We start from the raw sequence: 23639 nt of genomic DNA, 5'->3' as shown, positions 1-23639 counted from the left end.
CTGGAAAAGCTGCGATATTAGGGCGCAGGTATTGGCGTGATGATCATGACTGAGCTATCGCCATCTGCCTGTTTGATTTCTATGGTTTTCAGCATGTTGTCATCACCGCTAATATTGATGCTGGTGACGACCTTTTTCATTTTATCTTCCAGCGGTAACAGGCTCAGATCCCAGTCCTGCTGAGTACCTGACATGTTTAATTTATAAGTACGCTCCAAGGCTTTGCGGTCACCAGCCAGTGTGCCACGTATGCTGTCAATAAACGCAGCTATTTCAGGGTAGCTTTGAAGTGACAGTACATGCTTTTTGCCGCGTTGCTCCAGAATTAACTTATCTTTATCCAGCACCATGCTTTCGGCCTTGGGTTTCAGCGTGCGCTTTTCCAAGCGGTCTGGTGCGGTGTAGAACAACTCGCCCGATGACTCCACGGGTTTATCCAGTATCGCGATAGACTTTTTCTCGATAAAACTGGCATGGCCGTTTTTAGCGGTAGCCAAAGATTGCATGAGTTGGTCTAAGTCCCAAGTACTTTCTGCATGGCTAGTGGTGGCAACAGCCCATAGACTGCATAACAAAAGGCAAAGACTTAAAAGGCGATTATTCATGAATGTGAGAACTCTTTCATTGATGACCCTTTTCACTTAATGAGGCTGGCACCGATTGCCAGTAATCAAAAAAGTTAAACCAATTATAAGGCGCTAAACGAGTGTAGCGATTCAGTAACTCGGTATAGCGGGCAATCGCAGCATCTACCGCTTCGTCGCGCTGTCCGCGCGGTATTTCGGCAAAATCAGCCAGCGTTTCAAAATGTATTTGGTAGCGATTACCACCCATATACAAACCAACCATGAATACCACTGGGCGACGTAGTAAAGCCGCCATGCGAAATGGTCCGGTGGGAATTGCAGCGTTCGCTCCCAAAAGCTCTACCTGTGCCATAGGTTCATCGCCTAGTGTGCGATCTGATAACATTCCAACCAGCATGCCTTCATCCAGCCGCTGCTGTACTTGCAGCATGGAATCGATATGTCCCAAAGGGATAACGTCCATAGAGGCTTCCGGGTTGATAGCGGAAAGTATGGAGTTAATCTTCTGGGCATTATCTTCATGCATGACCATCGCCACTTTTAGGCCAGGTAGTTGCCGTCCAATAGCGCGCATCACTTCAAAACTGCCAAGATGTGCGCCCATGAGGAGTACACCTTTGTTAGCTTCTATTAAAGGATGGATAACATCCTTACCTTGAATGTCGATATCGAATAAATCGTAACGGCGATTAATAAGATAAATGCGATCGTGGATGGTAGAGGCAAAACAGAAAAAATGTTTGTACAGGTCTACCAAAGTGGCTGGTCGACCTAACGCCCGCGGCAAATAGCCTAAAGATGCACGTCGGCTAACGGGCGCAAACAATACAAAATAAAGCGCAATTAAATGCAGTACCAAGCGGCCAGCGCGACGGCCTAAGCGCAGCGATATCCAGCTCATCATGCGCAGCAAAAGCATATTGCTACGCTCTTTATGCTTAAGCCAAGGCGCGGATTTCTGGTAAGTGCTTTCCTTGGGCTGTGTCATATTTCTCTGTCTAATTGCTTGGATTTCAAAACCAAATTGCCCACTACAATTTGGCGGCTATTCTTGTCAAAACCTTCACACAACACTTCAAATTTAATGGCACCATTCGCTGACTGCTCATGCTCGATGGTGACTGACTCGCCAGGTTTCAAAGGACTCAGAAATTTGACCGAGCTAAGCTGCCAATCTGTAGCAGGCAAGCCGGTATCAGTAGCAATCGCATACATCACTTCATCCAGCAACACTACGCCAGGTACGATGGGTGTACCGGGGAAGTGCCCAGCAAATGCGGGATGATCTATCGGGATACTGAGAACTTTTTGCTTTTTCATCGATTTGATTACTCCGCTAAATTCGGACGCATATGTTCGCTAATCAGTTTTTGTAATGCATTGCGCGGTAATTTGCCAGTGCTGTTGCGCGGCAACGCTTCCACAAACAATAGTGGTCTCGGTAAAAATACCGGATCTATGCGAGTGCGTAATTCAGACAAGATTTGAACCGCTGTTAGTTTGGGCGCCACGACACAGGCGCACAGGCGCGTGACATGGTCATGTGAGAGCTCATCTGGCATGAAAAAGGCACCGTCGATGACGCCGCTGATGCTATTCAAATGATGGTTAAGGTTAGCTAGTGAACTGCGCTTACCTGCGATATTGATGATGTCCTGCATGCGACCTTGCAGCAAAAATCGTTCATGATCAAGAGGCTCGATCACATCGTTTAGCGGTACGGCAATCTCTATATGACCACCATCAGCCCAGAATCGAGCATCACGTGCACTTAAGCTTACATTGGGAAAGAGCCGCCACTCTTCAGTTTTGGTGGTATGGCGAGTGGCAATCTGACCAGTTTCGGTGCTGCCATATATTTCGATTAAAGATGTTTTTAGCGACGTTTCTACTTTATGAGCCAGCGCGTTGGACAAAGGGGCCGTAGCCGACAAGACCATAGAAAGTTTCGGCAACTCAATCTCAGCATCTAACAGCAATCGCAAATGTAGCGGTGTGGAAACCAGTATCAGTTCGCCTGCTATTTCAGTTAATGCGGCAGTGATATCGGCTGGGTAAAAAGGTTGTTCGTTGCTTAAGGCATTACCGCTTTGCAATGGCAGCAATAGCGTGGATTCAAAGCCATACATATGTTGTGGTGGAATGGTGCCTAAAATTGTATAGTCAGTAGCCGTATCAAGCCCGAGTTGCTCAGCCTGTGCTTGGACATTGCATACCAGCGACCCCCAGCTTTTTTTATGTGGTAAAGGTGTCCCGGTAGAGCCTGAAGTAAAGACAATTGCTGCAAGCTGTTCAGCATCTATTAGCGGGATTCCCAGTTGTAGAGTTTCAGATTGTGTGACTTGTGGGTCTGAGGAATTTTCAGGCATTACAGGATAGCTGAACTTAGGTAATGCGATATCGCAGTCTTTATTATCGTGCAGACAAAACACATCCGCAGCAAAGGCTTGTAGCTGCAGCACCATCTCTGGCGTGTGGGTTGGAGGTAGTAGGCTCACTTTGTTGCTGACCATCGCCGCTGCAAAACCGACTGCAAAGTGATAACGGTCTCGGCATACATTCAAAACATGCTTACCAGATGGCAATACCTTTGCCAAATAAGCCACATCTGCTAAAAACTGCTCAACCAAAACTGGCGAACCTTTTCGCCACGCGATAATTTTATTAAGTGCAGAATGGGAGATTAAGGGGAGTTTTTGCATCTAAGAGTAACTTAATGAGCGTTTTTAGAGTTGAGGTAGGCGCGCACGGCATCCAGCACATTGCCCTCAGGCAAATCTGTAAGCACTTGTCGGCGTACTAAAAACTCTACGATGAACATAAGTGCCACTAGAGGCAGTGTTAAGAAATTTACAAAGAATGACCAGTTTGCAAGTGGCGCTAGAAAAAATAACAAGCTTGAGGCCAACATCATTGTGGCAAAGAATATTACCCAAGCAATGGTTACTTTATAAGCATAGCGCTCATGGGCAATAGGCAATGCGCCGCCATTGATAAGCTCAGCAAAATGTACACATAAAGCTTGACGGCCACTAAACAACGTTCTGGCAAAGGTCACAAGCAGAATTAACATAAGGCCGATATCCTGCAGCCAAAATATTGATGCAGTATGCTGTTCAATCAGTGGTAATGCCAACCAGCTAGAGACCAAGAAAAGCAGGGTGAAGCTCATGCCAAAAATTTTTGAAGTCGCTTTCAATGCAAAAGTAAGCGTAATTAACAATAATGGAGCTAGTGCTAGCAGCGCGCCTAGCATGCCTGACTGTCCAGACGTGTTGACGTGATGAACTAGCATCGCATATGCCACGATGATCATTACTATGCCTACACCGCGCAAGACTTTCAATACTCTTAGCATGGAGCGGCGACTACCGTATTATTTAGTTTTATTGACAGCAACATACTCTGCAAGATTGCGTAGGGAACTGAAAATCTGGTGATTATTTTCGTTATCTGATTTCAGTTGCAGGCCATATCGTTTGGAAACAACAAGTGCAACTTCCAAAATATCAATCGAATCCAAACCTAGTCCGCTACCATATAGCTGAGCATCAGGTACTATTTCAGCGGCAGCGACATCAAGGTTCAATGCCTGTACCATCAGTTCAGCAATTTCAAGTTGTAAAGGAGTATTAGTTTCTATCATAGAGATCTTTTATAAGTGGGTTCAAATGAAAATTTTACGAGGATCAGTGAACAAAAAAATGCATTCTAACAGTATTGTGAACAGACTAAGCAATCAACTATTACCAAACAGTTTTGATTTTTATGAGGATAGCTGAAATTTAAAACTTGTCTGTGCTCTAACTAACATATGATTTCTAAATGCTAATCTATACTAGTGAATTATCAATGATTATTGTAGGATTTGGTTTACTAGCACATTTAAATAAGCTATTTCTAATCTAGCAGTTGTTTTACTAACATCATATGTAAACGGTTAATTTCTATTTTTGGTATACTCTAGCTTGGTAATTGAAATGTACGTGGGGTGTTAGCTCAGCTGGTAGAGCAGCGGACTCTTAATCCGTTTGTCGCGAGTTCGATCCTCGCACGCCCTACCATTAGGAGTAGTTTGAAGCAAGGTGTGTTTAAAACACCATGCGTATACTTTAAAACTTCTGTAAACAAGGAAGGTCAGTCGCGTCGTATATGTGACGAAATCGCTCTTATAAAACTATTGTTAAGCTTTAAATGACCGTAGAGCTTCTACCGTAAAGCTTCTCTAGACTACTTAAATTGCAGCCTAAGGTTTATAAGTTTTTTAGCAAACCGTTCTCTTCACATGTTCATCTCAGTTAATTAAATTGCAATTATTTCTAATAGGTCATGTGGAGATTTATGTGATTAATTTAAGGTTTGCCATAATTAATTGGTAAAAACTGAAGCTTATCCCAAGGGAAGCCATTTAACACAGCGTAGGTAGGTTTATATTCATAAAGTGCAGGGTATGGGTCAGCTTTGCCAAGTTGTTTGTAAGAAAGTGCATTTTGAGCTCGTATGGAAATTGCCCCAGCTTTATCCCAAACAACAAAGCCGTATTTTTGAGCTGCTTTAGCAATAATCTTTGCAGTTTTACTCATTGCTAGATTATCCACATTAATTGTTGGGTCTAGCCTAAAGCGTCTTCCTTCTGCTATTCTGTTAGCTTCATTATTGGGATTATAACCATCAGACCTTAGAGCAGGGTATGAATAAATCGACCAAGTTTCGAGATCAACCATCGATATTCCAATAACATGCTTGATTTCACCGCGAGCTAGTTCCTCCGCTGTAATTTGACCGCCCAAAAATGGTAGGCCAGTTGCAGTAGTTCCGTAGTTTTTTAAGTTAAGTCCCGCGGATTTCGATGCTTGAGTTATTTGACCTCCCCAACAAGCAGACCATTTACCATTACTGTCTTGGCTAGTGCCCCACATTTCCCATAGTGTATCCGTGGAGGGCTGGTAAATAGTCATTTCAGAATCCCCACCGGCAGATTGTTTCGCTATGCTCGGAACTGGAACACTAGTCATCATCTTAACAAATGTCGGGTCAGTCCACGTTTTATTCTGACAGTTGTTGAATCCCACGTTTACCAATGGAGTATTACTCTCAGCAATGTATACCGGGCTAGCGTATTTGTAAGTGTTAACCTCAACATTATTGTAATATAAAGATTTTTGTCTTAAAAATTCTTTTACATAATTAGCAGAGTTGCTGTCAAGAGTAGTATTTAGCGGTATTGGAGTGTACCAAAAGCTAGATGGGGCAAATACTGTATCAGTCAACACGGCTGCAGTTGTAGGCTTAGTGCTGGAAGGGACTTTACTAGGAGTGTTTGCGCTAGCAGTGCTGGATGTACTTTTAAGTATTGAATTACTGCTTATACACAGACTCGGATTGTCTGTAAAAATGGACTTGCCTTTGTAAGTACACTTAAATACTGCGGCTTCTGAAGCTGCGCACATGCAAAAAAATACTAAAGTCGAAATGACAATAGTTCTAAATCCAGATTTGGCCATCATGATGACATCCTTGATATTTAAATGATTTAAAGTAAAGTCTACAATAAATTTAAAACTATAAATTTGTAGAACATCGCTGTAAAAGTCATCCACTTTGTATTTTAAATCGCTAAAATTAAAGTTACAAAGTCTTAAACCCATATCAAAGGAATCGAGTAAACGATACTTTTCATTTGCGGCCCCGCTGCCATTGATAGCATTTCATATTGAATATGCTTTCTTTAGACCGGTAACTTTGCGTCTCCAATTTTCATTTGGATTTGCCTTTATTTAATAATATGCTCTTTTCTTATCAATTAACAGTGAAGAATATAAAATATTTTTATAGTAAATTGGGATTAAATGCCTTAAACCTTAAAACGCCCTTAGTAGTGCATTTTATTTGAAAGAATAAATATCAAGCTTTAAATAAAATAATGTATTTTGTCTTCTCATTATTGCCAATGATTCTATTCCAGCTTTGCTCTACGAACTGTTACGGAAGTGTGACTTAGATTTGTCTGATAGCCAAGTAGTATTAACTTTCAGTCAAAAGTCTTTCAAATTCATCTGGCGGAACTGGTCTAGAGAATAGATATCCTTGCGCGTAATCACAATCGGCGGCAATGAGCAGATCTCTTTGCTCTATCGTTTCAACGCCTTCTGCAATAACTTTAATGCCTAGTTTGTGAGCCATTACGATGATTGCCTCGCAAAGCGCCATATCTGCTGAGGTCGGCGATAGGTTGCGTGTAAATGATTGGTCTATTTTGAGATAGTCAATGTCGAATTTTTTGAGATACGATAATGAAGAGTAACCTGTGCCAAAGTCATCCAGTGCAACTTGAACGCCGGCATCACGAAAAGCAAGCAGTTTGCTGGTGATTAGATCGCTGGCATCCATCAGCATTCCTTCTGTAATTTCTACAACAATACTTTGGCCTGATAAGCCTATCTCTTTAAGCTGATCGGGCCATGCGGCATACTTTAAAGTGTCATCACGAAATTGCACTGGAGACTTATTGATGCTGATTTGAAACTCACTATGGTATGTTGCGCGCCAGTGACTTGCTTGCTTTACAGCTTCATGAAATACCCATTCACCAATGCTATTGATTAGACCAGTTTCTTCTGCAATGGGGATGAATTCAGCAGGACTAATCTGTCCTCGTGTTGGGTGTTGCCAGCGAATTAATGCTTCAGCTTTATGAATGGAGTTATTGGCAAGCTCTATGATTGGTTGGTAATAAAGCCTAAGCTGGCCTGCCTCTTGTGCACCACGTAGCTCATTAGTGAGCCGCATACGTTTTTGCGTGGATTTCTGCATGGCTTGAGTAAAGTAATGGTAACGATTGCGCCCCAGTTGTTTAGCCGCATACATGGCTTGGTCGGCGCTCGTTAGGAGTGTTTCATTAGTGGAGGCGTCGTCAGGGTAAAGAGCGATACCGACACTGGCTGAAATGTAGACAACTTCATCGCCAAGATAGAAGGCTTCTGTCATTTTATTTAAAATGTCTTGAACTGCACGTTCGATAACACTGAGATCATTTAGCTGACCAAGAATGACTGTGAATTCGTCTCCGCCAAGGCGTGATAAGGTGTCGGTTTCACGTACACACTTATTTAATCGTATTGCCGCTTCCTTGAGCATGGCATCGCCCACGTCATGACCAAAGTTGTCATTAATTTCTTTGAATCTATCTAAGTCAATAAATAGTAGTGCTAACTGTAGGTTATTTCGATTGGTTTTTTTGATTTCCTGATTAAGGCGGTCATGAAACATCTGGCGGTTGGGTAACCCAGTTAAAAAGTCAAAATTTGCCTGTTTCCAAATGAGCTGTTCGGCTTCAGTTTTCTGTGTAATATCTGTAAACATGGCAATACGTCTTTGAACAGCACCATCTTCGTTATATACAGTATTAATCATCAGCCTTTTAGGATAGATTTCGTCGTTTTTTCGCCTATCCCAAATATCACCTTGCCATTGGCCTGTCGTGTTAATTTCATGCCACATCTTCTTAAAAAATGTTGCATCGTGACGACCAGAACTTAACATTCTTGGATTTCTACCAATCACTTCGTCAAGGTTGTAACCAGTGATTTTTGTAAAAGCTGGATTGATGGCAATGATTGAGTTATTAGCATCGGTAATCAGGATGCCTTCGCTGCTGGTGTCATAAACTGAGGCAGCTATTCTGAGTGATTCCTCGCCAGCCTTACGCTGCATTTCTCTATCGAAATTATCCAGAGCGAAAGAAATATCTTTTGACATTTCTTCTAGTAAAGCAATGGCTTCTAAATCAAAAGCATTAGCAAACTCATGACAAACGGTAAGGACAGCAAATTTCTTGCCACCGCGTTGTATAGGGAATGCTGCAGCGGAAGCCCAGCCAATGGCGACGGCATTTTTCACCCATGGTGCAGTCATTGGATTGGTCATGAAGTCGTTGATGATGATGGGTCTATTTTCCCGTAGTGCTGTGCCTGTAGTGCTTCTACCCTCAAGAACATCAGCACTTGAGGATACTTTGATGTTGTCTAGGTGTCTTGAAGTGTCACCATATTTAGCAACGGGTAAAATCATGTCACTAGCGTTATCCAGTTGACCCACCCAAGCTATTTTCATGCCACCAAACTCAACGGCACATCGGCATACCAATGGAAAAAGCTCAGACTGCTGCTCCATACGCACTACGGCGAGATTGATCTCACTGATGGCCTTATATAGCATTGAGAGACGTTTAATTCTGTCGTCAGCTTGTTTACGTTCAGTTATGTCGGTAATAAAACCATGCCAAAGGATACTGCCGTCTTCCATTTTTTCAGGTTGCGATTCGCCTAATCTCCATCGCACACCTTGATTTGGTAACACCACTCGAAACTCATATTGCCACAGCAATAACGTACGTGCTGATTGTTGCATGGATACTATAACGCCATCATAATCTTCAATATGAATGTTTGAAAATGCGACTGCAGCATCGTCTTTAGCCTGTAGTGGTGAAATTCCAAACATTTCTTGAATAGCTTCACTCGCAAAAGGAAAACAGGATCTGCCGTCTGGATATAATCTAAATTGATAAATAACACCGGGTACGCGCTGTGATATTTTGTTGAATAAGGTATTTTTTTGTAATAATAACGATTCTGTTGATTTGACTCTATCAATCACTAACGCAATTAATAGACCAACAATCGTTAACGCCAACATGTACAGCCAAAAGTTCAGTAGGCCAACAGGTACTTGATTGTTTGTTGCACCGCCCACAGCAAGTACCATACCTAACAGCATTTGTATTGCAGTCATGACAAGGACAAGTAATGCGCCATGACGGCCGAAGCGTACTGCAGCCCATGTTACAAATAGGAATACCCAGTAACCTCTAGCTGTAATGCCAAAAATGCCGTAAAACCAGCCTATAAAAATAACTTGACCAGCAAAGAATGAGAGCCCAAAACAAATGATGGCCTCAGTGATGCGCTCGCGTTTTATCCAGTCGTACGGTACTTGGCGCCAGACTAAAATCAGCGGTGTCACAAGTAATATGCCCAGCATATCGCCTTGCCACCAATTGAAAAAGTTATGCCAAGCGGCAGATTTTGGAACCATTCCATTTAATACTAGAGTGCTTACACCGATTGCTGCGCTGACTACTGAGCCTAATATGCCGACCACAGAAAGCCATAAAAAATCGCGTGGTTGTTCAAGCGTGGGTTTGAATCGTTGTATGTGTGACAGTATCCAGAAACAGCAAAGTGCTTCTAATGAGTTACCAAAAGCAATCACCATGGAGATGCTAATTGGGCTGCCTTGCATGATATTGCCAGTGAGCGCGCCTATGAAAATGCTAGGCCAGTATTTTTTCTTGCCGAGTATGAGTGCGGCCAACGCTAAGCCGCTAGATGGCCAAACCATAGAGACAACGCCATTGGCTGAGAAGTATCCCAATGCAATTTTCGCGAGTAGCGCATAGGCTAACGAAATGCCAAGCAATAACGGAAGGTCAGACCAACGATAAATCTGTTTTAGTTGATAACTTAGTGCCACTTTTTATACTCAATGTAAGTTTAATCATTTATGTTTATATAAGCTCCATCTTGAGCTGAGTTCACATTGCCACTGCGATATTAGCCGACTCTACGCAGCGCTGTTGCGAGGGCGTTGATTATAAATGCTTTACTTGATTTGTATATTATGCGGTGCCCAGTGGGCTTTGAAGTTGGAATAAGACATAGAAAACATGGTTATATCATTACAAGGATTACAGCAGGGGAGTATCTTATAGATTTTATCCGCTTTGATCTGCAAATAAAAAGGGGAGCATATGCTCCCCCTTTTTATGACTATAATTAAATATATCTTATGCTTGATTTTGTTTTTTACGACGTGCTGCGAAACCAACTAAGCTTAAGCCAGCTAAAAGCATCGCGTATGTTTCTGGTTCTGGCACTGGTGATACTGGAGTGCCACCAACACCTGAGAAGGCGAAAATAAATGTTGAAGGCGTACCTGCAGAAGGGCCGCCCACTGTGTTGCTTTGACCAAATGAGTAAACTTCAGCTCCAACTTTGCTTAATGCTGAAAATGCATTTGCTTCACTATCTGCTGCACCGTAGAAAATATTAAAAGTTTTAGATTCGCCTGCAGCTAAAGCACCAAAACTAAATGTAAAGTATGCACCATGGTCGTTCGGGCCAGAATCTGCAAAATTTACGTTAGTTGTACCTGCAGACAATTCACCTGGGTTAGAAAGTGGGTTCGGTGTAGCAAAGCCGTTGTCGTTAGAAAAAAGCAAAGCTGTAGAGGTACCACGGTTGATAGTTACAAACTCAGAAAATGGTGTTGGCGGTACATCCCAGTCCATTGATCTTGAATAGCGTACATCACTCATGCTAGCTGAAGTGGTATTAGTAAGCGTTACTTTATTTACAAATAAAGAAGATGATGCTGAAGCTGTGTAGGCTTGAGTGATTTGCAGTGCATTAGCTACGCTAACGATAGAAGTAGCGCTTGAGCTTGTACCTGTGAAGTTCACTAAACTAACGTTATTATCACCACCGTTAGCGTTTGCTGACCAACCTGCTGTGCTTCCAAAAGAAGCGCCCCAGCCTTCACATAAACAACCTGGGGTAATTGCATCGCTACCTAGATGGGATAAGGCAACAGAACCCACACCAAGTGCGCCAAAGTCTTGTACGCCAATGGAAATATCGCCAGTGCTTAAAACTTGTCCCGCATTTGCAGTAGAGCTCAGAAAAATGCTTGATAAAGCTAGACTTGCTATTAATAGTTTTTTTGTCACTATAGTCCCCTTAAAGTTATTTTTAATTATTTGAATGCCTAAACAGTTTATGGTCGGGCTGAAACTTTTATCAGTTTTTTTGAACTATACGCGTAAATATTTTCACCCTCAATCACCCGAAAGGGTCAATCTTGGGACATGGTTTAGTCACTTTGGCTGTTCTCAGAACTTTCAACTGAGTTCTTAATAATTTCTGCCAAGCGTCTAATCCCTGGCCCTGCAAAATCTGGGTTGGCTATCACTAGATATAGTGGAACTTCGCGTGCACCACCTTCAAGTAGCGGCAGCGGCTTAAGCAAGCCAGTGTCAAGTTCTTGCCTTATGTGTTCTTCGGGTAACCATGCAAAGCCGTAGCCAATCGACACGGCTTGAATAGAGGTGGCGATTTGACTGACAGTCCAGCGTTGATCGACATCAACAATCGCAGGGCGCTGTCCGCGATTTTTACCTGAATCTCTTACCACTAGGTGACGATAAGCTCGGAGGTCTTTATAGGTAAGTGCGTGGCCTAAATGGTGAAGAGGATGGCTGGCATGGGCGACTGCAATTATTTTAATGCGCGTCAGCAGGTTACCTAAAAAGCCTGGGGGTAGTTGTGGGGAAATGGCAATGTCGGCCTCGCCCTTGAGTAAGGCTTCAGAGGTACCACCTATCACTGATTCAATAAGCTCTATTCTTGTATGCGGACTTTCTAAGCCAAATTTGTGCATGCAAGTCAATAGTAGTTGAGGAGGAAAGAGTATCTCTGCTGCAATATTAATATTGGCTTCCCAGCCTGCAGATAAGGCATGGGCAGCTTGTTCAAGTTCGTTGGCTTCATTGACGAGCGCTAGTGCACGGCGATACAGCATCTGACCTGTTGGGGTAAGTATTGCTTTGCGACCCTGAAGCTCAAACACCTTAACGTCAAGCATTGATTCAATCTTTTGCACCGCGTAGGTCACGGCGGACTGACTTTTATACATCATTTCTGCAGCTTGGGCATAACCGCCAGCATCTACGATGCTTATTAAAGTGCGCCATTGTTCCAAAGTGATATTGGGTGTCATTTAAGTCAACCTATCTAATTAACTGATAATTTATAGCAGATTATTATACTTTTATATCTTATTGTTAAGGTATTAAATGAGGCTCTAGAAATTAATTTATACAACACCATTTATTTTTAACAGTATTAATTTTGGAGTAAATCTTATGAAACGTTTTATTTTATTGGCTATTGCAGCCACCATATCTACTGCAGCCGTTGCTGCACCTGAAACTTATGTGATTGATAGCAACCACAGCATGCCGCGCTTTTCATATAGTCATTTTGGCTACTCAACGCAATTAAGCCGTTTTGATAAAGCGACAGGCAAAATCGTGATTGACCGTGCCGCTAAAACTGGCTCTGTGGATGTGACCATTGATACAACCTCTGTGAACACAGGCTTTGCTTTATTTAATGAGCATATTCAAGGCGAAGATTTTTTTAATACGGCAAAATTTCCAACGGCTACTTTTGTCTCTAAGAAAATGAATTTTGAAGGTGATAAACCTGTTTCAATTGACGGCACGTTGACGATTAAAGGTGTGAGTAAACCAGAAACACTTACTGTGACTTCGTTCATGTGTATGCCTCACCCAATGTTGAAAAAAGATGCTTGTGGCGCGAATGCGACTGTAGTGGTGAAACGTACAGATTTTAATATGAGCAAACATGTGCCTTACGTGAGTGATGAAGTGACCATTACTTTACCTGTTGAGGCTGTTAAGCAATAAGTCAGAACAAGGTTGATAGCGGATAGCTGGCAAGTTTTGCCAGTCGCAGAATATGGAGTTTAGTATGCAAAATCAGCAAGTTAAAGTACGGCAATTGCAAAGAGTGATTCAGTCCATTCCAACTTCAGATGGCGGTGGCGTGAAATTACGCCGTAGCCTTGGGCAGTCTGGTTTTATGCGATTAGATCCGTTTCTAATGCTAGATGAATTCTCTTCTGAAAATCCAGATGATTACATTGCAGGCTTTCCTGATCATCCGCATCGTGGCTTTGAAACAGTGACTTATATGCTTGATGGCCACATGTTGCATCAAGATCATTTAGGCAACAAAGGCGATTTGAAAAGTGGCGGCGCGCAGTGGATGACCGCGGGCCGTGGCATTATTCACTCAGAAATCCCACAGCAAGAAAGTGGTCGTATGCGTGGCTTTCAGCTTTGGATAAATCTGCCTGCGAATGAGAAGATGAAACCTGCGGGCTATTTAGATATTCAGCCTGATGAGATTCCGCTAGTCCATTTAGCAAATGCAGGCACAGTTAAAGTGATTGCGGGTACAGCCATGCAAGATGGTAAAGCCGTGGCTGGACCGATTCAAGGTTTAACCACAGCGCCATTATTCATAGATGTACATTTGTCTGCGGGAGAAAGCTTTAGCCAACTCATTACAGAAGGGCACAATGCATTCGTGTATCCGTATGAGGGTAAAGTATTGATTGGTGCTAAAGCTGAACAGCGCTTACTTGAGCCGCAATCCGTTGGCGTGTTATCAGCGGGAGAATCTGTTGAAGTAACTGCAGCAGAGACGCCTGTGTCATTCATACTATTGGCTGCAAAGCCATTATTAGAACCTATTGTTCAATATGGTCCATTTGTGATGAATACTCGCGAAGAAATCGACCAAGCAATTGCTGATTATCAAAATGGACAACTTGTGTGACGCAATAATTAAGCAGTATGTTTTGATACACTTAAAGCCTAGCCAGCAATGACTAGGCTTTATTTTTATGCACTTTCTGTTTTAAATATAAGGTCGTTGGTTTTTCAACTTTGCGATGAAATAAGTCTGCAAGGACTAGGCTGGCAGCCCATGTGAGCAGCATAAAAAGGCAAGCTAGCAATGAGTTTTTTAGGTTTAGCCAGCTAAAAATTGCATTAGCTAACATTAAAACAGAGAAATGTACAAGAAACAGAGCGTAGGAAATCGAACCTAAATAATGAATAAATCTTTGTTGTTTTACATACGCTTTGATATGCACATTTCGAGTAAAAAATAGAGCGAGTGCGGTCAGTGCAGCAATCAGAATACGCAACCTGAAATCAATCAAAATTGCAGTCATAGCAATTGATATATTTAACCAAAGCCATGCGTTTGAATGCTCCCGTTGACCCGCATAGTAAGCGATTGCGCCCAGACCATATGCACCAAAAAAATAGATTGCCCAGTCGTCATAACGTTCGTGACGATTGAACCAGAATAGAGAGGCGGCGGCTGTAAGCGTGATAATAATCAGAATTGTCTTTTTAGAGTTAGCCGCTTTCCCGCCAAGCCAGCTAATGCAAAGCATCACAAAGAACAGTTGAAAATCAACTGCAATAAACCATGCGCCTGCTAAGAGTGAGTCAAAATCCAGAACACCTTGCAGCATCAATACGTGAGACAAAAATTGAGAGAGCTTCGGAAAGTCTGGAATAAACTCATGATCCACTAGATTGCGTGCGATGACAGCGCAAAGGATGGCAAGTACCAGTGCAAAAAAGAATGGAATCACTAATCTTAAATATCGATTCGTTAGATTCACTTGTAAATGGCGGATGCTATTCCCACTATTGAAAACAGATCGCGCTGCAAGATAGCCGCCAATGACAAAAAATATCTGCACTGCCATCCGTGCATAGTCATACAGCCAAGTAATGAGTGATGGCGCTATTTGTTGCACAGCATCTGAAATCGGGCCATAAGCGGCAAGGTGATGTAAAACAATAAACTGGGAAGCAATGGCTTTAAATGCATCGATAATCGGAAAACGATTGAAATGGTCTTTCATGGCAAGCTAATTCATATCGTGTTGATTCATGTAGTCCTGATTATAATGTGTTCTAGGCGATTATGCGGCTTGGCTTGTGTACAATGTGGCGCTTATTGATAGCCTTTTAATCACTGTATCACCGCCTAATATAGCAACTCTAAAATAGTTAAAAACTTAACCTATGATTTTAATCCCCGAAACTGAATATGAACTGAGCGCAATACGCGCGCAGGGTGCGGGTGGGCAGAATGTGAATAAAGTGTCGAGCGCGATTCATTTGCGCTTTGATATTCAGGCGTCAACGTTGAGCGATTGGCTTAAAGAACGCTTGATGCATCTGAAAGATAACCGGATTACTGCTGAAGGTATTTTGGTGCTAAAAGCGCAGCAATATCGCACGCAGGAAGCCAATAAAAAAGATGCTACTGTACGCTTACATGAAATTGTTAACGCGGCTAATCAAGTAAAACCTACACGTTATGCGACACGACCAAGTTACGGTTCAAAACAGCGACGATTAGAAAGTAAAACACAACGTGGGCAAATTAAGCAGATGCGTGGCAAAATAGCATCTGACAAAAATGAGCATTAATTTAAAGTGAACATATTAGCTTTTGATACATCAACTGAATACCTATCGCTAGCCTTGCGAAAAGGAAGCGAAACCTTTCAATATGATTGCAATGCAGGGCAAACACATTCGCAAATTATATTGCCGCAGATACAAGCCTTGCTGGATTCCGCAGAATTACAGCTAAGTGATCTGCAAGGAGTTGCATTTGGTGCAGGCCCTGGGTCCTTTACAGGTGTGCGTATTGCTGCTGGCGTGGCACAGGGACTGGGTTTTGGCGCTAATTTGCCAGTGGTTAGTGTGTGCACACTATTAGCACTGGCAGAAGCGAGCAGCGCAGACAAAGTAATCGCATGCTTAGATGCGCGCATGGGTGAGGTGTATCATGCCGCGTATGAAAAAATAGATGATACATGGCGATGCATCATTGAACCTGGATTATATAAACCAGATGCAGTGCCTGCTATTGAGGGTGCAGGTTGGGTGGGTGCTGGTAGTGGTTGGCAAACCTATGCTGAGCAATTAAGTGCTGTTTATGCAGAGCAATTGCAATCAACGCAACCGCATCAGTTACCCTCATCTGCAGCGATACTTAAACTTGCTTTACCAATATTTGCAAAAGGTGAAGCAAGACCAGCAAGCGAAGCCATGCCTATGTATATTCGTAATCGTGTGGCACTTAAAACCGCAGAACGCGAGCAAGGCTTACGTTTATGAGTGCGGTGCTAAACACACAATATCAATTTCGTCCTATGCAATTGGACGACTTGGATACCATTATGGTGATTGAGCCGCAGATTTACCCGTATCCATGGACACGTGGCAATTTTAGCGATTCATTGAGTTCTGGCTATAGCGCTTGGGTATTGATGTTAAATGATCAGATTATTGGGTATTCACTGATGATGCTAGTGTTGGATGAAGCCCATTTGCTTAATTTGAGTGTGGCAAAGCCCTACCAAAAGCAAGGCTTAGGACGCACTCTTTTAGAGCATATGGTGAGTATTGCTAAAAGTAATCAAATGGCCAATATGTTTTTAGAAGTGCGCCCAAGTAATATTTCTGCCATCGCTTTATATGAGAATATGGGTTTTAATGAAATGGCAGTTCGTCGTGGCTATTACCCTGCTGCAAATGGTCGTGAAGATGCGGTGTTAATGGGTTTGGCACTTTAATGGACACTTTGATTGGTATCTTGAAAGTAAAGCTATGATGACGCGTGAAGATATGATGCGGGAGTTAGAGCTGCTGCCAGTGTGGCAGTCGCGCGCACCAGCACCTGAAGTTCCGGCGATAAAAGATGTAAGCCGAGTTTTAACCCCTCAAGATCTCGAATTAAAACCCGACATGCAAGTACAAGTGGAAGACGTATTTGTAAAAGACTCATTGGTCAATATAGAGGAGTCTTCAGATACTTTAACGCCAGTACCTATTGAGTCGCCAACACTCTCCTATATTGCTAGTGAAAACGGCGAATACCTATTTGTGCTACCAAACGCCGCAATGAGCGCAGAAGAGTTACAGTTATTTCAAAATATTGGCAAAGCACTACGAATTAAAACAAAGCCTGCTGAAATTTCATCTGATATTTTAGCGTCTATCAAAGACATGCAAGCAAAGTTGTTGATTGCGATGGGCGAGGCGGTGGTACAAATGATATTGCAATCTGCTGAGCCAATCACGCACTTGAGTGGAAAGCTACATCAATTGCATGGCGTTACTCTAATCGCTACTTATGATTTGCCGCACCTATTACAAAATCCTGCAGATAAAGCAAAAGTCTGGCGTGATTTATGTATGGGGCTGCAAATTTTACAAGATTTAAAAGTTGCAAATAGTTAAAACGACTAGAATTGTAAGGTCTTGAAATATTGAGCATAAGGCGCAATCTAAATGGTTACAGAACATTTCTCAAGTATGATGACTATCAGTACATTGAGTTTTTAATTTGATTTATTCATAAGGAATGAACATGCAAAAAATTTACTTAAAGCTATTCACAGTTTTACTTTTGTTGAATCTAAGTGGCTGTGGCTACAACAACTTTCAATCACTCGATGAAGAGTCAAAAGCCAGTTGGTCAGAAGTGCTTAACCAATATCAACGCCGTGCCGACTTAGTACCTAACTTGGTGAACGTGGTGAAAGGTTATGCAGAACATGAAAAAGATGTGCTGACACAAGTGACTGAGGCACGTTCAAAAGTAGGTAGTATGCAAGTCACGCCAGAGTTGCTGAATGATCCAGAGGCTTTTGCTAGATTTCAAGCAGCACAGGGTCAGTTAACAAGTGCTTTATCACGTTTAATGGTGGTTTCTGAGAACTATCCAAACTTAAAAGCAGACCAAGGTTTTAGAGATTTACAAGCGCAGCTTGAAGGTACTGAAAACCGCATTACTGTTGCGCGTAATCGTTACATAGAAACAATTAAAGTTTACAACATTGCGATACGTTCATTCCCACAAAACCTCACGGCAATGATGTTTGGCTACAAAACTAAGCCATCATTCACCGTTGAAAATGAAAAAGCGATTTCAGTTGCACCAACCGTTGATTTTGGTAACAAGAAATAGCCTCTGTAATTTTACTAATCATTTTAAATGAGCAGTAAGTGATTACTCACATTAAAGCGATTCTGTTTGCAGTTTGCACAATGCTGTTATTTGCAACGTGTAATCTGCATGCTGAACTCGTTGCTATTCCTGCACTTCAAACACGCGTCACAGATTTAACGCAAACGCTTACCTCAGATCAGCAAAGCCAATTGGAAGCAAAGCTTAAGGCTTTTGAGTTGGAAAAAGGTAGTCAAATCGCCGTGTTGATTGTGCCTAGCACCAAGCCAGAAGAGATTGAGCAATATAGTATTCGGGTGGTCGATGCTTGGAAATTAGGCCGTGAAAAACAAGATGATGGCATTCTTGTATTAGTGGCTAAAAATGATCATAAAATGCGGATTGAAGTAGGCCAAGGCTTAGAGGGAGCAATTCCAGACTTAATAGCCAAGCGAGTCATTAGCGAGGTGATGTCACCAAGTTTCAAGCAGGGCGATTTTTACGGTGGAATTAATAAAGCTACGGATACATTGATGGGCTTGGTTAATGGTGAAAAGCTTGCACCGCCTCCACCTCATGCCAATCATGTCAATATGAGCTTTGATAATAGCTTAGCGCTATTTGTCATTGGCTGTGTGGTGGTTGGTGCTTTTCTCAGCTCGGTCTTAGGTCGTTTTTTTGGTGCTGGTGCTACCGCTGGCATCATTGGAGGCGTGTCTTGGTTCATTTTAGGTACCTTAGGCATGTCAATTTTTGTTGGCATCATGGCATTTGTTTTTACCTTAATCATGCCCTATATTTTTGATGGAACGCGCGGTGGCGGGACATATTCCAGTGGTGGTTTTGGTGGCGGTGGATTTGGTAGCAGTAGCGGAAATGACAGCTTTAGTGGCGGCGGCGGTGGTTTTAGTGGCGGTGGCGCGTCAGGAGATTGGTGATGTCATTTAAACGCTTGAAACGGTTAGCTAAACACTTATTTATTTGGCCTAGTATTGTTAAAAAATATTTTCCAAAAGAATCAATGCAGCGCATAGAAAGCGCGATTGCGTCCAGTGAGAAAACACATTTTGGTGAAATTTGCTTTGTGGTTGAGTCGAATTTACATGCGTTTGATATTGTTAGACATGTGTCGGCTAAAAAGCGTGCCATCGAGATTTTCTCAAAATTTCATGTGTGGGATACCGCACAAAATAATGGCGTGTTAATTTATTTGCTGTTGGCTGATCATGACTTTGAAATTGTCGCTGACCGAGGCATTCATCATCATGTGGGCACTGAGGGATGGGAGCAAATCAGTCGCGAGATGGAGAAGCACTTCAAACACGGTGATTTTGAGCTTGGCGTTTTACAAGGCATTGCAAAAATAGCCGAACATTTGAATCGACATTTTCCTTCAGATTCAGAAAACACCAATGAGTTAAGTAATGCGCCTATTGTTATTTAGTCTTATTTGTTTATCATTGACTTCGTTTGATGCAACAGCCGCACTCTCTGACATATCAAAAATTTATCGCGAAGTGCCAACTTTAGATGGTTTAGATGTTTGTTTTGGCGGAGGTTGTGCTGAAATTAGGCATGTCTCCATTAACACGCAAGAATGGACTCAAGTGGTCTCTGTTTTTGCATTCAAGGCAGATGATGCAACACTTGAGCGCCAGCAGATTGCCTATGCTATAGGTATGTTAGAAACAATAGTCGGCGCTAAGATAGGTACGTCAGGCGACCGTGCGGGTACTTTCAGTAATTCAAAATTTCCAGATCAGTTAGATTGCAATGATGAGGCAATTAACACCACGACTTATATGCATTTGATGCAATATTACGGATTGATTAAGCTGCACGAAGCTGAAGATATGCGCACAAGAAGTTTCTTTTTTAATGGCTGGCCACACACCACGGCTGTGATGCACGAAAAAGCTACGGGCGAACGCTTTGCGGTGGATAGCTGGTTTTATGATAACGGCATCCCCGCCACGATAGTGCCATTTGAGCTTTGGAAGTCTGGTTATATTCCTGAGGACAGCCCTGTTCTTCATCACTAGATTTTTCTATTTGTGGCGCAGTGCGATAGTGCGCTATAACAATTGCTGACTAAATGACTGATTAAATGTAAAATTCGGTCTTTGATTTTTGCTCAGATTCGATACCACCATGCGCGCCTCACAATTTTTCTTCAACACCCAAAAAGAAGCTCCAAACGATGCAGAGTTGCCTAGCCATATTCTAATGGTGCGTGCAGGGCTGATTAAACGTCTAGGTTCTGGTTTGTATAGTTGGATGCCACTAGGTCTGCGCGTGCTGCGTAAAGTTGAAACAATCGTTCGTGATGAAATGAACAAGGCTGGTGCTTTAGAGTTGTTAATGCCAGCAGTTCAACCACGTGAGTTATGGGATGAAACAGGTCGCTGGGCAGTATTTGGCCCACAAATGCTTAAGATTACCGATCGCCATTCACGTGAGTTTTGCTTTGGTCCAACGCATGAAGAAGTGATTACTGACATCGCACGTTCAGAGGTGCGCAGCTACAAGCAGTTGCCGCTAAATTTCTACCAAATTCAAACCAAATTTCGCGATGAAATTCGCCCACGTTTTGGCGTGATGCGTGCGCGTGAGTTTATGATGAAAGATGCTTACTCTTTCCATACTGATTTTGCCTCTTTAGAAACCACGTATGCCAATATGTATCAAGCGTACAGCAATGTTTTTAATCGCTTAGGTCTAAAGTTTCGCGCAGTCAAAGCCGATACAGGTGCTATAGGCGGCGATGGTTCTCATGAGTTTCATGTCCTTGCTGACTCAGGTGAGGATGGCTTGGCGTATTGTGATACATCAGATTACGCAGCCAATGTAGAGTTGGCCGAAGCATTGGCGCCTAATGTTCGTGGTGCTGCAACAGAAGTGATGCGGGATGTTGAAACGCCAAAACAAACCTCTTGTGAAGAGGTGGCAGCATTGCTTAATATAGGACTAGATCGCACGATTAAAGCGATGGCATTAATCGCAACGCTTGAGGATGGCAGCACACAGTTTAATTTATTACTTATTCGTGGCGATCATCGCATGAATGAAATTAAAGTGAATAAATTGGATGGTTTGCATGATTTCAGATTCGCTACTGAAGAGGAAGTCCGCGAGAATTTAAAATGCCCACCAGGCTTTATTGGACCAGTAGGCGTTGGCGCACATGTGCGGGTGATTGCAGATAGAACAGTCGCGGCGATGAGTGATTTTGTTTGTGGCGCTAATAAACCAAAATACCATCTGAGCGGTGTTAATTTTGGGCGTGATTTACCAGAGCCAAGTTTAGTTGCGGATATTAGAAATGTGGTGGAAGGCGATGCTAGCCCTGATGGCAAAGGCATATTGTCACTTTGCCGAGGTATTGAAGTTGGACATATATTCCAGTTGCGCACTAAGTATTCTGAAGCGATGAATGCGACTTATCTTGATGAGGCTAGCCAAACGCAAGTCATGGAAATGGGTTGTTATGGTATTGGCGTTTCACGGATTGTCGGTGCGGCAATTGAGCAAGGTAACGATGCGCGCGGAATCATCTTTCCAAAAAGCATGGCACCGTTTACCGTGACAATTTGTCCGATTGGTTATGATAAGTCAGAGGCTGTTTCAGCTGCAGCGAATAAGATATACGCTGATTTGAATGCGGCAGGCATCGAAGCATTGCTTGATGATAGAGGTGAGCGCCCAGGCGTGATGTTTGCTGAGGCAGATTTAATGGGTATTCCACATCGCTTAGTCATAGGTGAGCGCGGCTTGGCTGATGGCACAGTGGAGTATAAAGGTCGAACTGATGCGGAAGCGCAGATGGTTGCATTGAAGAATGTAGTTGAGTTTATGCAAAAAGTGGCACTATAATCAAATATGCTTAAAAATATTCAAATCTGTTTGCTGGTATTGATTGGAGCTTTGGCCTCAATCAATAGCTATGCTGGCGCACAGATTGAAGAGCCGTTGTCTAACAGCGTAAAAGCGATGATGCAGCGCAGCATTAGTGATAAAGCTGTACCAACACTCACTTTTTCTAGCCCAGAAGAAGGTGAGGCTTGGCTGAACGAGATGTCACGGCGCTTGCAAAAGCGCATCCCCGATACCAATTATCGTGAGGATTTGCTTCGCACCGTTCACTATGAAGCAACTCGTGCAGGGTTAGATCCACAAATGGTATTGGGTTTGATTCAAGTTGAAAGTGGCTTTAAGAAATATGCATTATCCTCAGTAGGCGCACGGGGGTTTATGCAGGTGATGCCATTTTGGGCGCGCAGCATTGGTGCAACAGATCATAACTTATTTCTTTTACGTACCAACTTACGTTATGGCTGCACAATTCTAAGGCATTATATTGATATTGAGCATGGTGATCTATATCGTGCTTTAGGTCGTTATAACGGCAGTCTGGGCAAGCCTCAGTACCCAAATATGGTACTTGGTGCTTGGCGCAAGAATTGGGATTATTCGACCAAAAACTGGAATTACGCACCAAAAAACACCTAAATTATTAGCTGTTTTCTCAATTAGCCTAGTTCTGGCACTAGATTAGTGCTAAAAACCACCTCAAAAAAGTTTACATTTCTGTAAAAATCATTCAGTATGCCCCTAGCGTTTATATGACTAAGGCAAAATTTGCACTATTCCAATAAGCCCAGCGTATGACGTTGCTGTTCGAAAAACTTGCTACTCAATATAATAATTAGGAGAAAAGTATGTCGAAATTAACTGCATTAGCACTAAGTATTGCTGTTTTAGGTGGGGTATGGGCATTTTTAGCATTGGGTCCGCTGGGTGGAGCTGCGCCAATTGCGTTAGTATGGGTTGGCTTTATTGCATGGGGTTGTTACTTTCACACAGGCGGCGATAACGCAGCGTTACAAAAAACAATAGCGGGTATGTCTTTTGGCGCGGTAATCGCAGGTATTGCTTTGTATCTAGTGAGCTCTGGTATGTTGGCTGCGTTAGGCGCATTAGCTGCCCCTGTAATTATTGCAGTGACTGTGTTCGTGCTTGTGATTGTGGCAGGTATCAACTTGCTGTCAGTTGTTCCTGCAAACGTATATGGCTATGCGGCAACTGCCGGCTTGGCCTTAACTGCAGGCACTGCAGCTAACTCAACGGCAATGAATTTGACCAACCCAGTGCTGCTAGTGATTGTTTCTACAATCATTGGTGCAATATTTGGTATGCTTTCAGGTAAGTTAGCTGGCATGCTTGGTAAGTAATCAGAACTAAATAAGTCTTACTTAAGTCGTAAATTAAGTTAATAGTGAATTAATCTAAGCTTTTAAGTGAGATTGAAAAAAACCGCCTTCAGTGGCGGTTTTTTGTTTATGAGACTTGATCA

At 42.6% G+C, this 23639-nt stretch carries 24 protein-coding genes, 1 tRNA gene and 1 riboswitch; of the genes, 14 read left to right on the top strand and 11 right to left on the bottom strand.

Annotated features, from left to right (window positions below; translation table 11 throughout):
* Positions 1-17: 17 nt before the first annotated feature.
* Genes M301_RS11680 through M301_RS11655 form a run of 6 tightly spaced genes read right to left on the bottom strand, consistent with a single transcriptional unit; the run spans position 18 to position 4233 of the window.
* Positions 18-605, bottom strand: coding sequence for a LolA-related protein (locus M301_RS11680; RefSeq protein ID WP_013148989.1), 588 nt, complete (start codon positions 603-605; stop codon positions 18-20).
* A gap of 16 nt (positions 606-621) precedes the next feature.
* Positions 622-1575 (bottom strand): LpxL/LpxP family acyltransferase, encoded by a 954-nt coding sequence (locus M301_RS11675; RefSeq protein WP_013148988.1) that lies wholly within the window; start codon positions 1573-1575, stop codon positions 622-624.
* Positions 1572-1907 (bottom strand): ApeI family dehydratase, encoded by a 336-nt coding sequence (locus M301_RS11670; RefSeq protein WP_013148987.1) that lies wholly within the window; start codon positions 1905-1907, stop codon positions 1572-1574. Before M301_RS11670 ends, M301_RS11675 begins: the two co-directional genes overlap by 4 nt.
* 8 nt (positions 1908-1915) lie before the next feature.
* Complete coding sequence (locus M301_RS11665; RefSeq protein ID WP_013148986.1) at positions 1916-3289, bottom strand: AMP-binding protein; 1374 nt, start codon at positions 3287-3289, stop codon at positions 1916-1918.
* A gap of 11 nt (positions 3290-3300) precedes the next feature.
* Entirely contained in the window at positions 3301-3945 is a 645-nt protein-coding gene (locus M301_RS11660) for a COG4648 family protein (RefSeq protein WP_013148985.1), read from the bottom strand.
* An 18-nt stretch (positions 3946-3963) separates the two neighbouring features.
* Complete coding sequence (locus M301_RS11655; protein WP_013148984.1) at positions 3964-4233, bottom strand: phosphopantetheine-binding protein; 270 nt, start codon at positions 4231-4233, stop codon at positions 3964-3966.
* A 342-nt stretch (positions 4234-4575) separates the two neighbouring features.
* On the opposite strand from M301_RS11655, the gene M301_RS11650 reads away from it, so the two are divergent.
* Positions 4576-4651: transfer RNA gene (locus M301_RS11650), tRNA-Lys, on the top strand.
* Positions 4652-4939: 288 nt separating this feature from the next.
* On the opposite strand, the gene M301_RS11645 is transcribed toward M301_RS11650, so the two are convergent.
* The 4 genes from M301_RS11645 to M301_RS11630 form a co-directional block, all read right to left on the bottom strand.
* Positions 4940-6235 carry a hypothetical protein gene (locus tag M301_RS11645; protein WP_013148983.1) on the bottom strand — a complete coding sequence of 432 codons (1296 nt, stop codon included), beginning with the start codon at positions 6233-6235 and terminating at the stop codon, positions 4940-4942.
* Between the two features lie 30 nt (positions 6236-6265).
* Positions 6266-6369: riboswitch (cyclic di-GMP riboswitch) on the bottom strand.
* A 242-nt stretch (positions 6370-6611) separates the two neighbouring features.
* Complete coding sequence (locus M301_RS14310; RefSeq protein WP_013148982.1) at positions 6612-10121, bottom strand: bifunctional diguanylate cyclase/phosphodiesterase; 3510 nt, start codon at positions 10119-10121, stop codon at positions 6612-6614.
* A gap of 313 nt (positions 10122-10434) precedes the next feature.
* A complete protein-coding gene (locus M301_RS14725; RefSeq protein ID WP_013148981.1) occupies positions 10435-11376 on the bottom strand; it encodes a PEP-CTERM sorting domain-containing protein in 942 nt (313 codons plus the stop codon).
* Between the two features lie 143 nt (positions 11377-11519).
* A complete protein-coding gene (locus M301_RS11630; protein ID WP_013148980.1) occupies positions 11520-12425 on the bottom strand; it encodes a LysR family transcriptional regulator in 906 nt (301 codons plus the stop codon).
* Positions 12426-12570: 145 nt separating this feature from the next.
* On the opposite strand from M301_RS11630, the gene M301_RS11625 reads away from it, so the two are divergent.
* Complete coding sequence (locus M301_RS11625) at positions 12571-13137, top strand: YceI family protein (protein WP_013148979.1); 567 nt, start codon at positions 12571-12573, stop codon at positions 13135-13137.
* A gap of 64 nt (positions 13138-13201) precedes the next feature.
* Positions 13202-14074 (top strand): pirin family protein, encoded by an 873-nt coding sequence (locus M301_RS11620; RefSeq protein ID WP_013148978.1) that lies wholly within the window; start codon positions 13202-13204, stop codon positions 14072-14074.
* Between the two features lie 52 nt (positions 14075-14126).
* Here M301_RS11620 and M301_RS11615 read toward each other — a convergent pair whose 3' ends face one another.
* Complete coding sequence (locus M301_RS11615) at positions 14127-15182, bottom strand: acyltransferase family protein (protein WP_013148977.1); 1056 nt, start codon at positions 15180-15182, stop codon at positions 14127-14129.
* 163 nt (positions 15183-15345) lie between these two features.
* On the opposite strand from M301_RS11615, the gene arfB reads away from it, so the two are divergent.
* The 11 genes from arfB (at position 15346) to M301_RS11560 (ending at position 23517) form a co-directional block, all read left to right on the top strand.
* Positions 15346-15756, top strand: coding sequence for an alternative ribosome rescue aminoacyl-tRNA hydrolase ArfB (gene arfB, locus M301_RS11610; protein WP_013148976.1), 411 nt, complete (start codon positions 15346-15348; stop codon positions 15754-15756).
* Between the two features lie 6 nt (positions 15757-15762).
* Positions 15763-16452, top strand: coding sequence for a tRNA (adenosine(37)-N6)-threonylcarbamoyltransferase complex dimerization subunit type 1 TsaB (gene tsaB, locus M301_RS11605; protein ID WP_013148975.1), 690 nt, complete (start codon positions 15763-15765; stop codon positions 16450-16452).
* Positions 16449-16910, top strand: coding sequence for a ribosomal protein S18-alanine N-acetyltransferase (gene rimI / locus M301_RS11600; RefSeq protein ID WP_013148974.1), 462 nt, complete (start codon positions 16449-16451; stop codon positions 16908-16910). Before tsaB ends, rimI begins: the two co-directional genes overlap by 4 nt.
* A gap of 34 nt (positions 16911-16944) precedes the next feature.
* On the top strand, positions 16945-17577 hold the full coding sequence (locus M301_RS11595; protein WP_013148973.1) for a uracil-DNA glycosylase family protein: 633 nt from the start codon (positions 16945-16947) through the stop codon (positions 17575-17577).
* Between the two features lie 130 nt (positions 17578-17707).
* Positions 17708-18307: a LemA family protein gene (locus M301_RS11590; RefSeq protein WP_013148972.1), complete on the top strand. Its 600-nt coding sequence runs from the start codon at positions 17708-17710 to the stop codon at positions 18305-18307.
* A gap of 38 nt (positions 18308-18345) precedes the next feature.
* Positions 18346-19224 (top strand): TPM domain-containing protein, encoded by an 879-nt coding sequence (locus tag M301_RS11585; protein ID WP_013148971.1) that lies wholly within the window; start codon positions 18346-18348, stop codon positions 19222-19224.
* Entirely contained in the window at positions 19224-19730 is a 507-nt protein-coding gene (locus tag M301_RS11580; protein ID WP_013148970.1) for a TPM domain-containing protein, read from the top strand. The genes M301_RS11585 and M301_RS11580 overlap by 1 nt, the downstream gene beginning before the upstream one ends.
* Positions 19711-20328, top strand: coding sequence for a hypothetical protein (locus M301_RS11575; RefSeq protein WP_013148969.1), 618 nt, complete (start codon positions 19711-19713; stop codon positions 20326-20328). Before M301_RS11580 ends, M301_RS11575 begins: the two co-directional genes overlap by 20 nt.
* A 109-nt stretch (positions 20329-20437) precedes the next feature.
* Positions 20438-22159: a proline--tRNA ligase gene (locus M301_RS11570; protein ID WP_013148968.1), complete on the top strand. Its 1722-nt coding sequence runs from the start codon at positions 20438-20440 to the stop codon at positions 22157-22159.
* Positions 22160-22165: 6 nt separating this feature from the next.
* On the top strand, positions 22166-22795 hold the full coding sequence (locus M301_RS11565; RefSeq protein ID WP_013148967.1) for a lytic transglycosylase domain-containing protein: 630 nt from the start codon (positions 22166-22168) through the stop codon (positions 22793-22795).
* A gap of 209 nt (positions 22796-23004) precedes the next feature.
* The gene (locus M301_RS11560; RefSeq protein ID WP_013148966.1) at positions 23005-23517 is read left to right on the top strand and encodes a DUF1097 domain-containing protein; all 513 of its coding nucleotides are present in this window, start codon (positions 23005-23007) and stop codon (positions 23515-23517) included.
* Positions 23518-23639: the final 122 nt, after the last annotated feature.

The sequence above is a fragment of the Methylotenera versatilis 301 genome, from assembly GCF_000093025.1.
In the GTDB taxonomy this organism is placed as follows: Bacteria; Pseudomonadota; Gammaproteobacteria; order Burkholderiales; family Methylophilaceae; genus Methylotenera; species Methylotenera versatilis.
This window is presented reverse-complemented; position numbering and strand designations above follow the sequence as displayed.

Bases quoted from the DNA above. Each gene is read 5' to 3' on its own strand.
- M301_RS11680 (WP_013148989.1), bottom strand. From the start codon at position 605: ATGAATAATCGCCTTTTAAGTCTTTGCCTTTTGTTATGCAGTCTATGG.
- M301_RS11675 (WP_013148988.1), bottom strand. From the start codon at position 1,575: ATGACACAGCCCAAGGAAAGCACTTACCAGAAATCCGCGCCTTGGCTT.
- M301_RS11670 (WP_013148987.1), bottom strand. From the start codon at position 1,907: ATGAAAAAGCAAAAAGTTCTCAGTATCCCGATAGATCATCCCGCATTT.
- M301_RS11665 (WP_013148986.1), bottom strand. From the start codon at position 3,289: ATGCAAAAACTCCCCTTAATCTCCCATTCTGCACTTAATAAAATTATC.
- M301_RS11660 (WP_013148985.1), bottom strand. From the start codon at position 3,945: ATGCTAAGAGTATTGAAAGTCTTGCGCGGTGTAGGCATAGTAATGATC.
- M301_RS11655 (WP_013148984.1), bottom strand. From the start codon at position 4,233: ATGATAGAAACTAATACTCCTTTACAACTTGAAATTGCTGAACTGATG.
- M301_RS11645 (WP_013148983.1), bottom strand. From the start codon at position 6,235: ATGGGTTTAAGACTTTGTAACTTTAATTTTAGCGATTTAAAATACAAA.
- M301_RS11630 (WP_013148980.1), bottom strand. From the start codon at position 12,425: ATGACACCCAATATCACTTTGGAACAATGGCGCACTTTAATAAGCATC.
- M301_RS11625 (WP_013148979.1), top strand. From the start codon at position 12,571: ATGAAACGTTTTATTTTATTGGCTATTGCAGCCACCATATCTACTGCA.
- M301_RS11620 (WP_013148978.1), top strand. From the start codon at position 13,202: ATGCAAAATCAGCAAGTTAAAGTACGGCAATTGCAAAGAGTGATTCAG.
- M301_RS11615 (WP_013148977.1), bottom strand. From the start codon at position 15,182: ATGAAAGACCATTTCAATCGTTTTCCGATTATCGATGCATTTAAAGCC.
- arfB (WP_013148976.1), top strand. From the start codon at position 15,346: ATGATTTTAATCCCCGAAACTGAATATGAACTGAGCGCAATACGCGCG.
- rimI (WP_013148974.1), top strand. From the start codon at position 16,449: ATGAGTGCGGTGCTAAACACACAATATCAATTTCGTCCTATGCAATTG.
- M301_RS11595 (WP_013148973.1), top strand. From the start codon at position 16,945: ATGATGACGCGTGAAGATATGATGCGGGAGTTAGAGCTGCTGCCAGTG.
- M301_RS11590 (WP_013148972.1), top strand. From the start codon at position 17,708: ATGCAAAAAATTTACTTAAAGCTATTCACAGTTTTACTTTTGTTGAAT.
- M301_RS11580 (WP_013148970.1), top strand. From the start codon at position 19,224: ATGTCATTTAAACGCTTGAAACGGTTAGCTAAACACTTATTTATTTGG.
- M301_RS11575 (WP_013148969.1), top strand. From the start codon at position 19,711: ATGCGCCTATTGTTATTTAGTCTTATTTGTTTATCATTGACTTCGTTT.
- M301_RS11570 (WP_013148968.1), top strand. From the start codon at position 20,438: ATGCGCGCCTCACAATTTTTCTTCAACACCCAAAAAGAAGCTCCAAAC.
- M301_RS11565 (WP_013148967.1), top strand. From the start codon at position 22,166: ATGCTTAAAAATATTCAAATCTGTTTGCTGGTATTGATTGGAGCTTTG.
- M301_RS11560 (WP_013148966.1), top strand. From the start codon at position 23,005: ATGTCGAAATTAACTGCATTAGCACTAAGTATTGCTGTTTTAGGTGGG.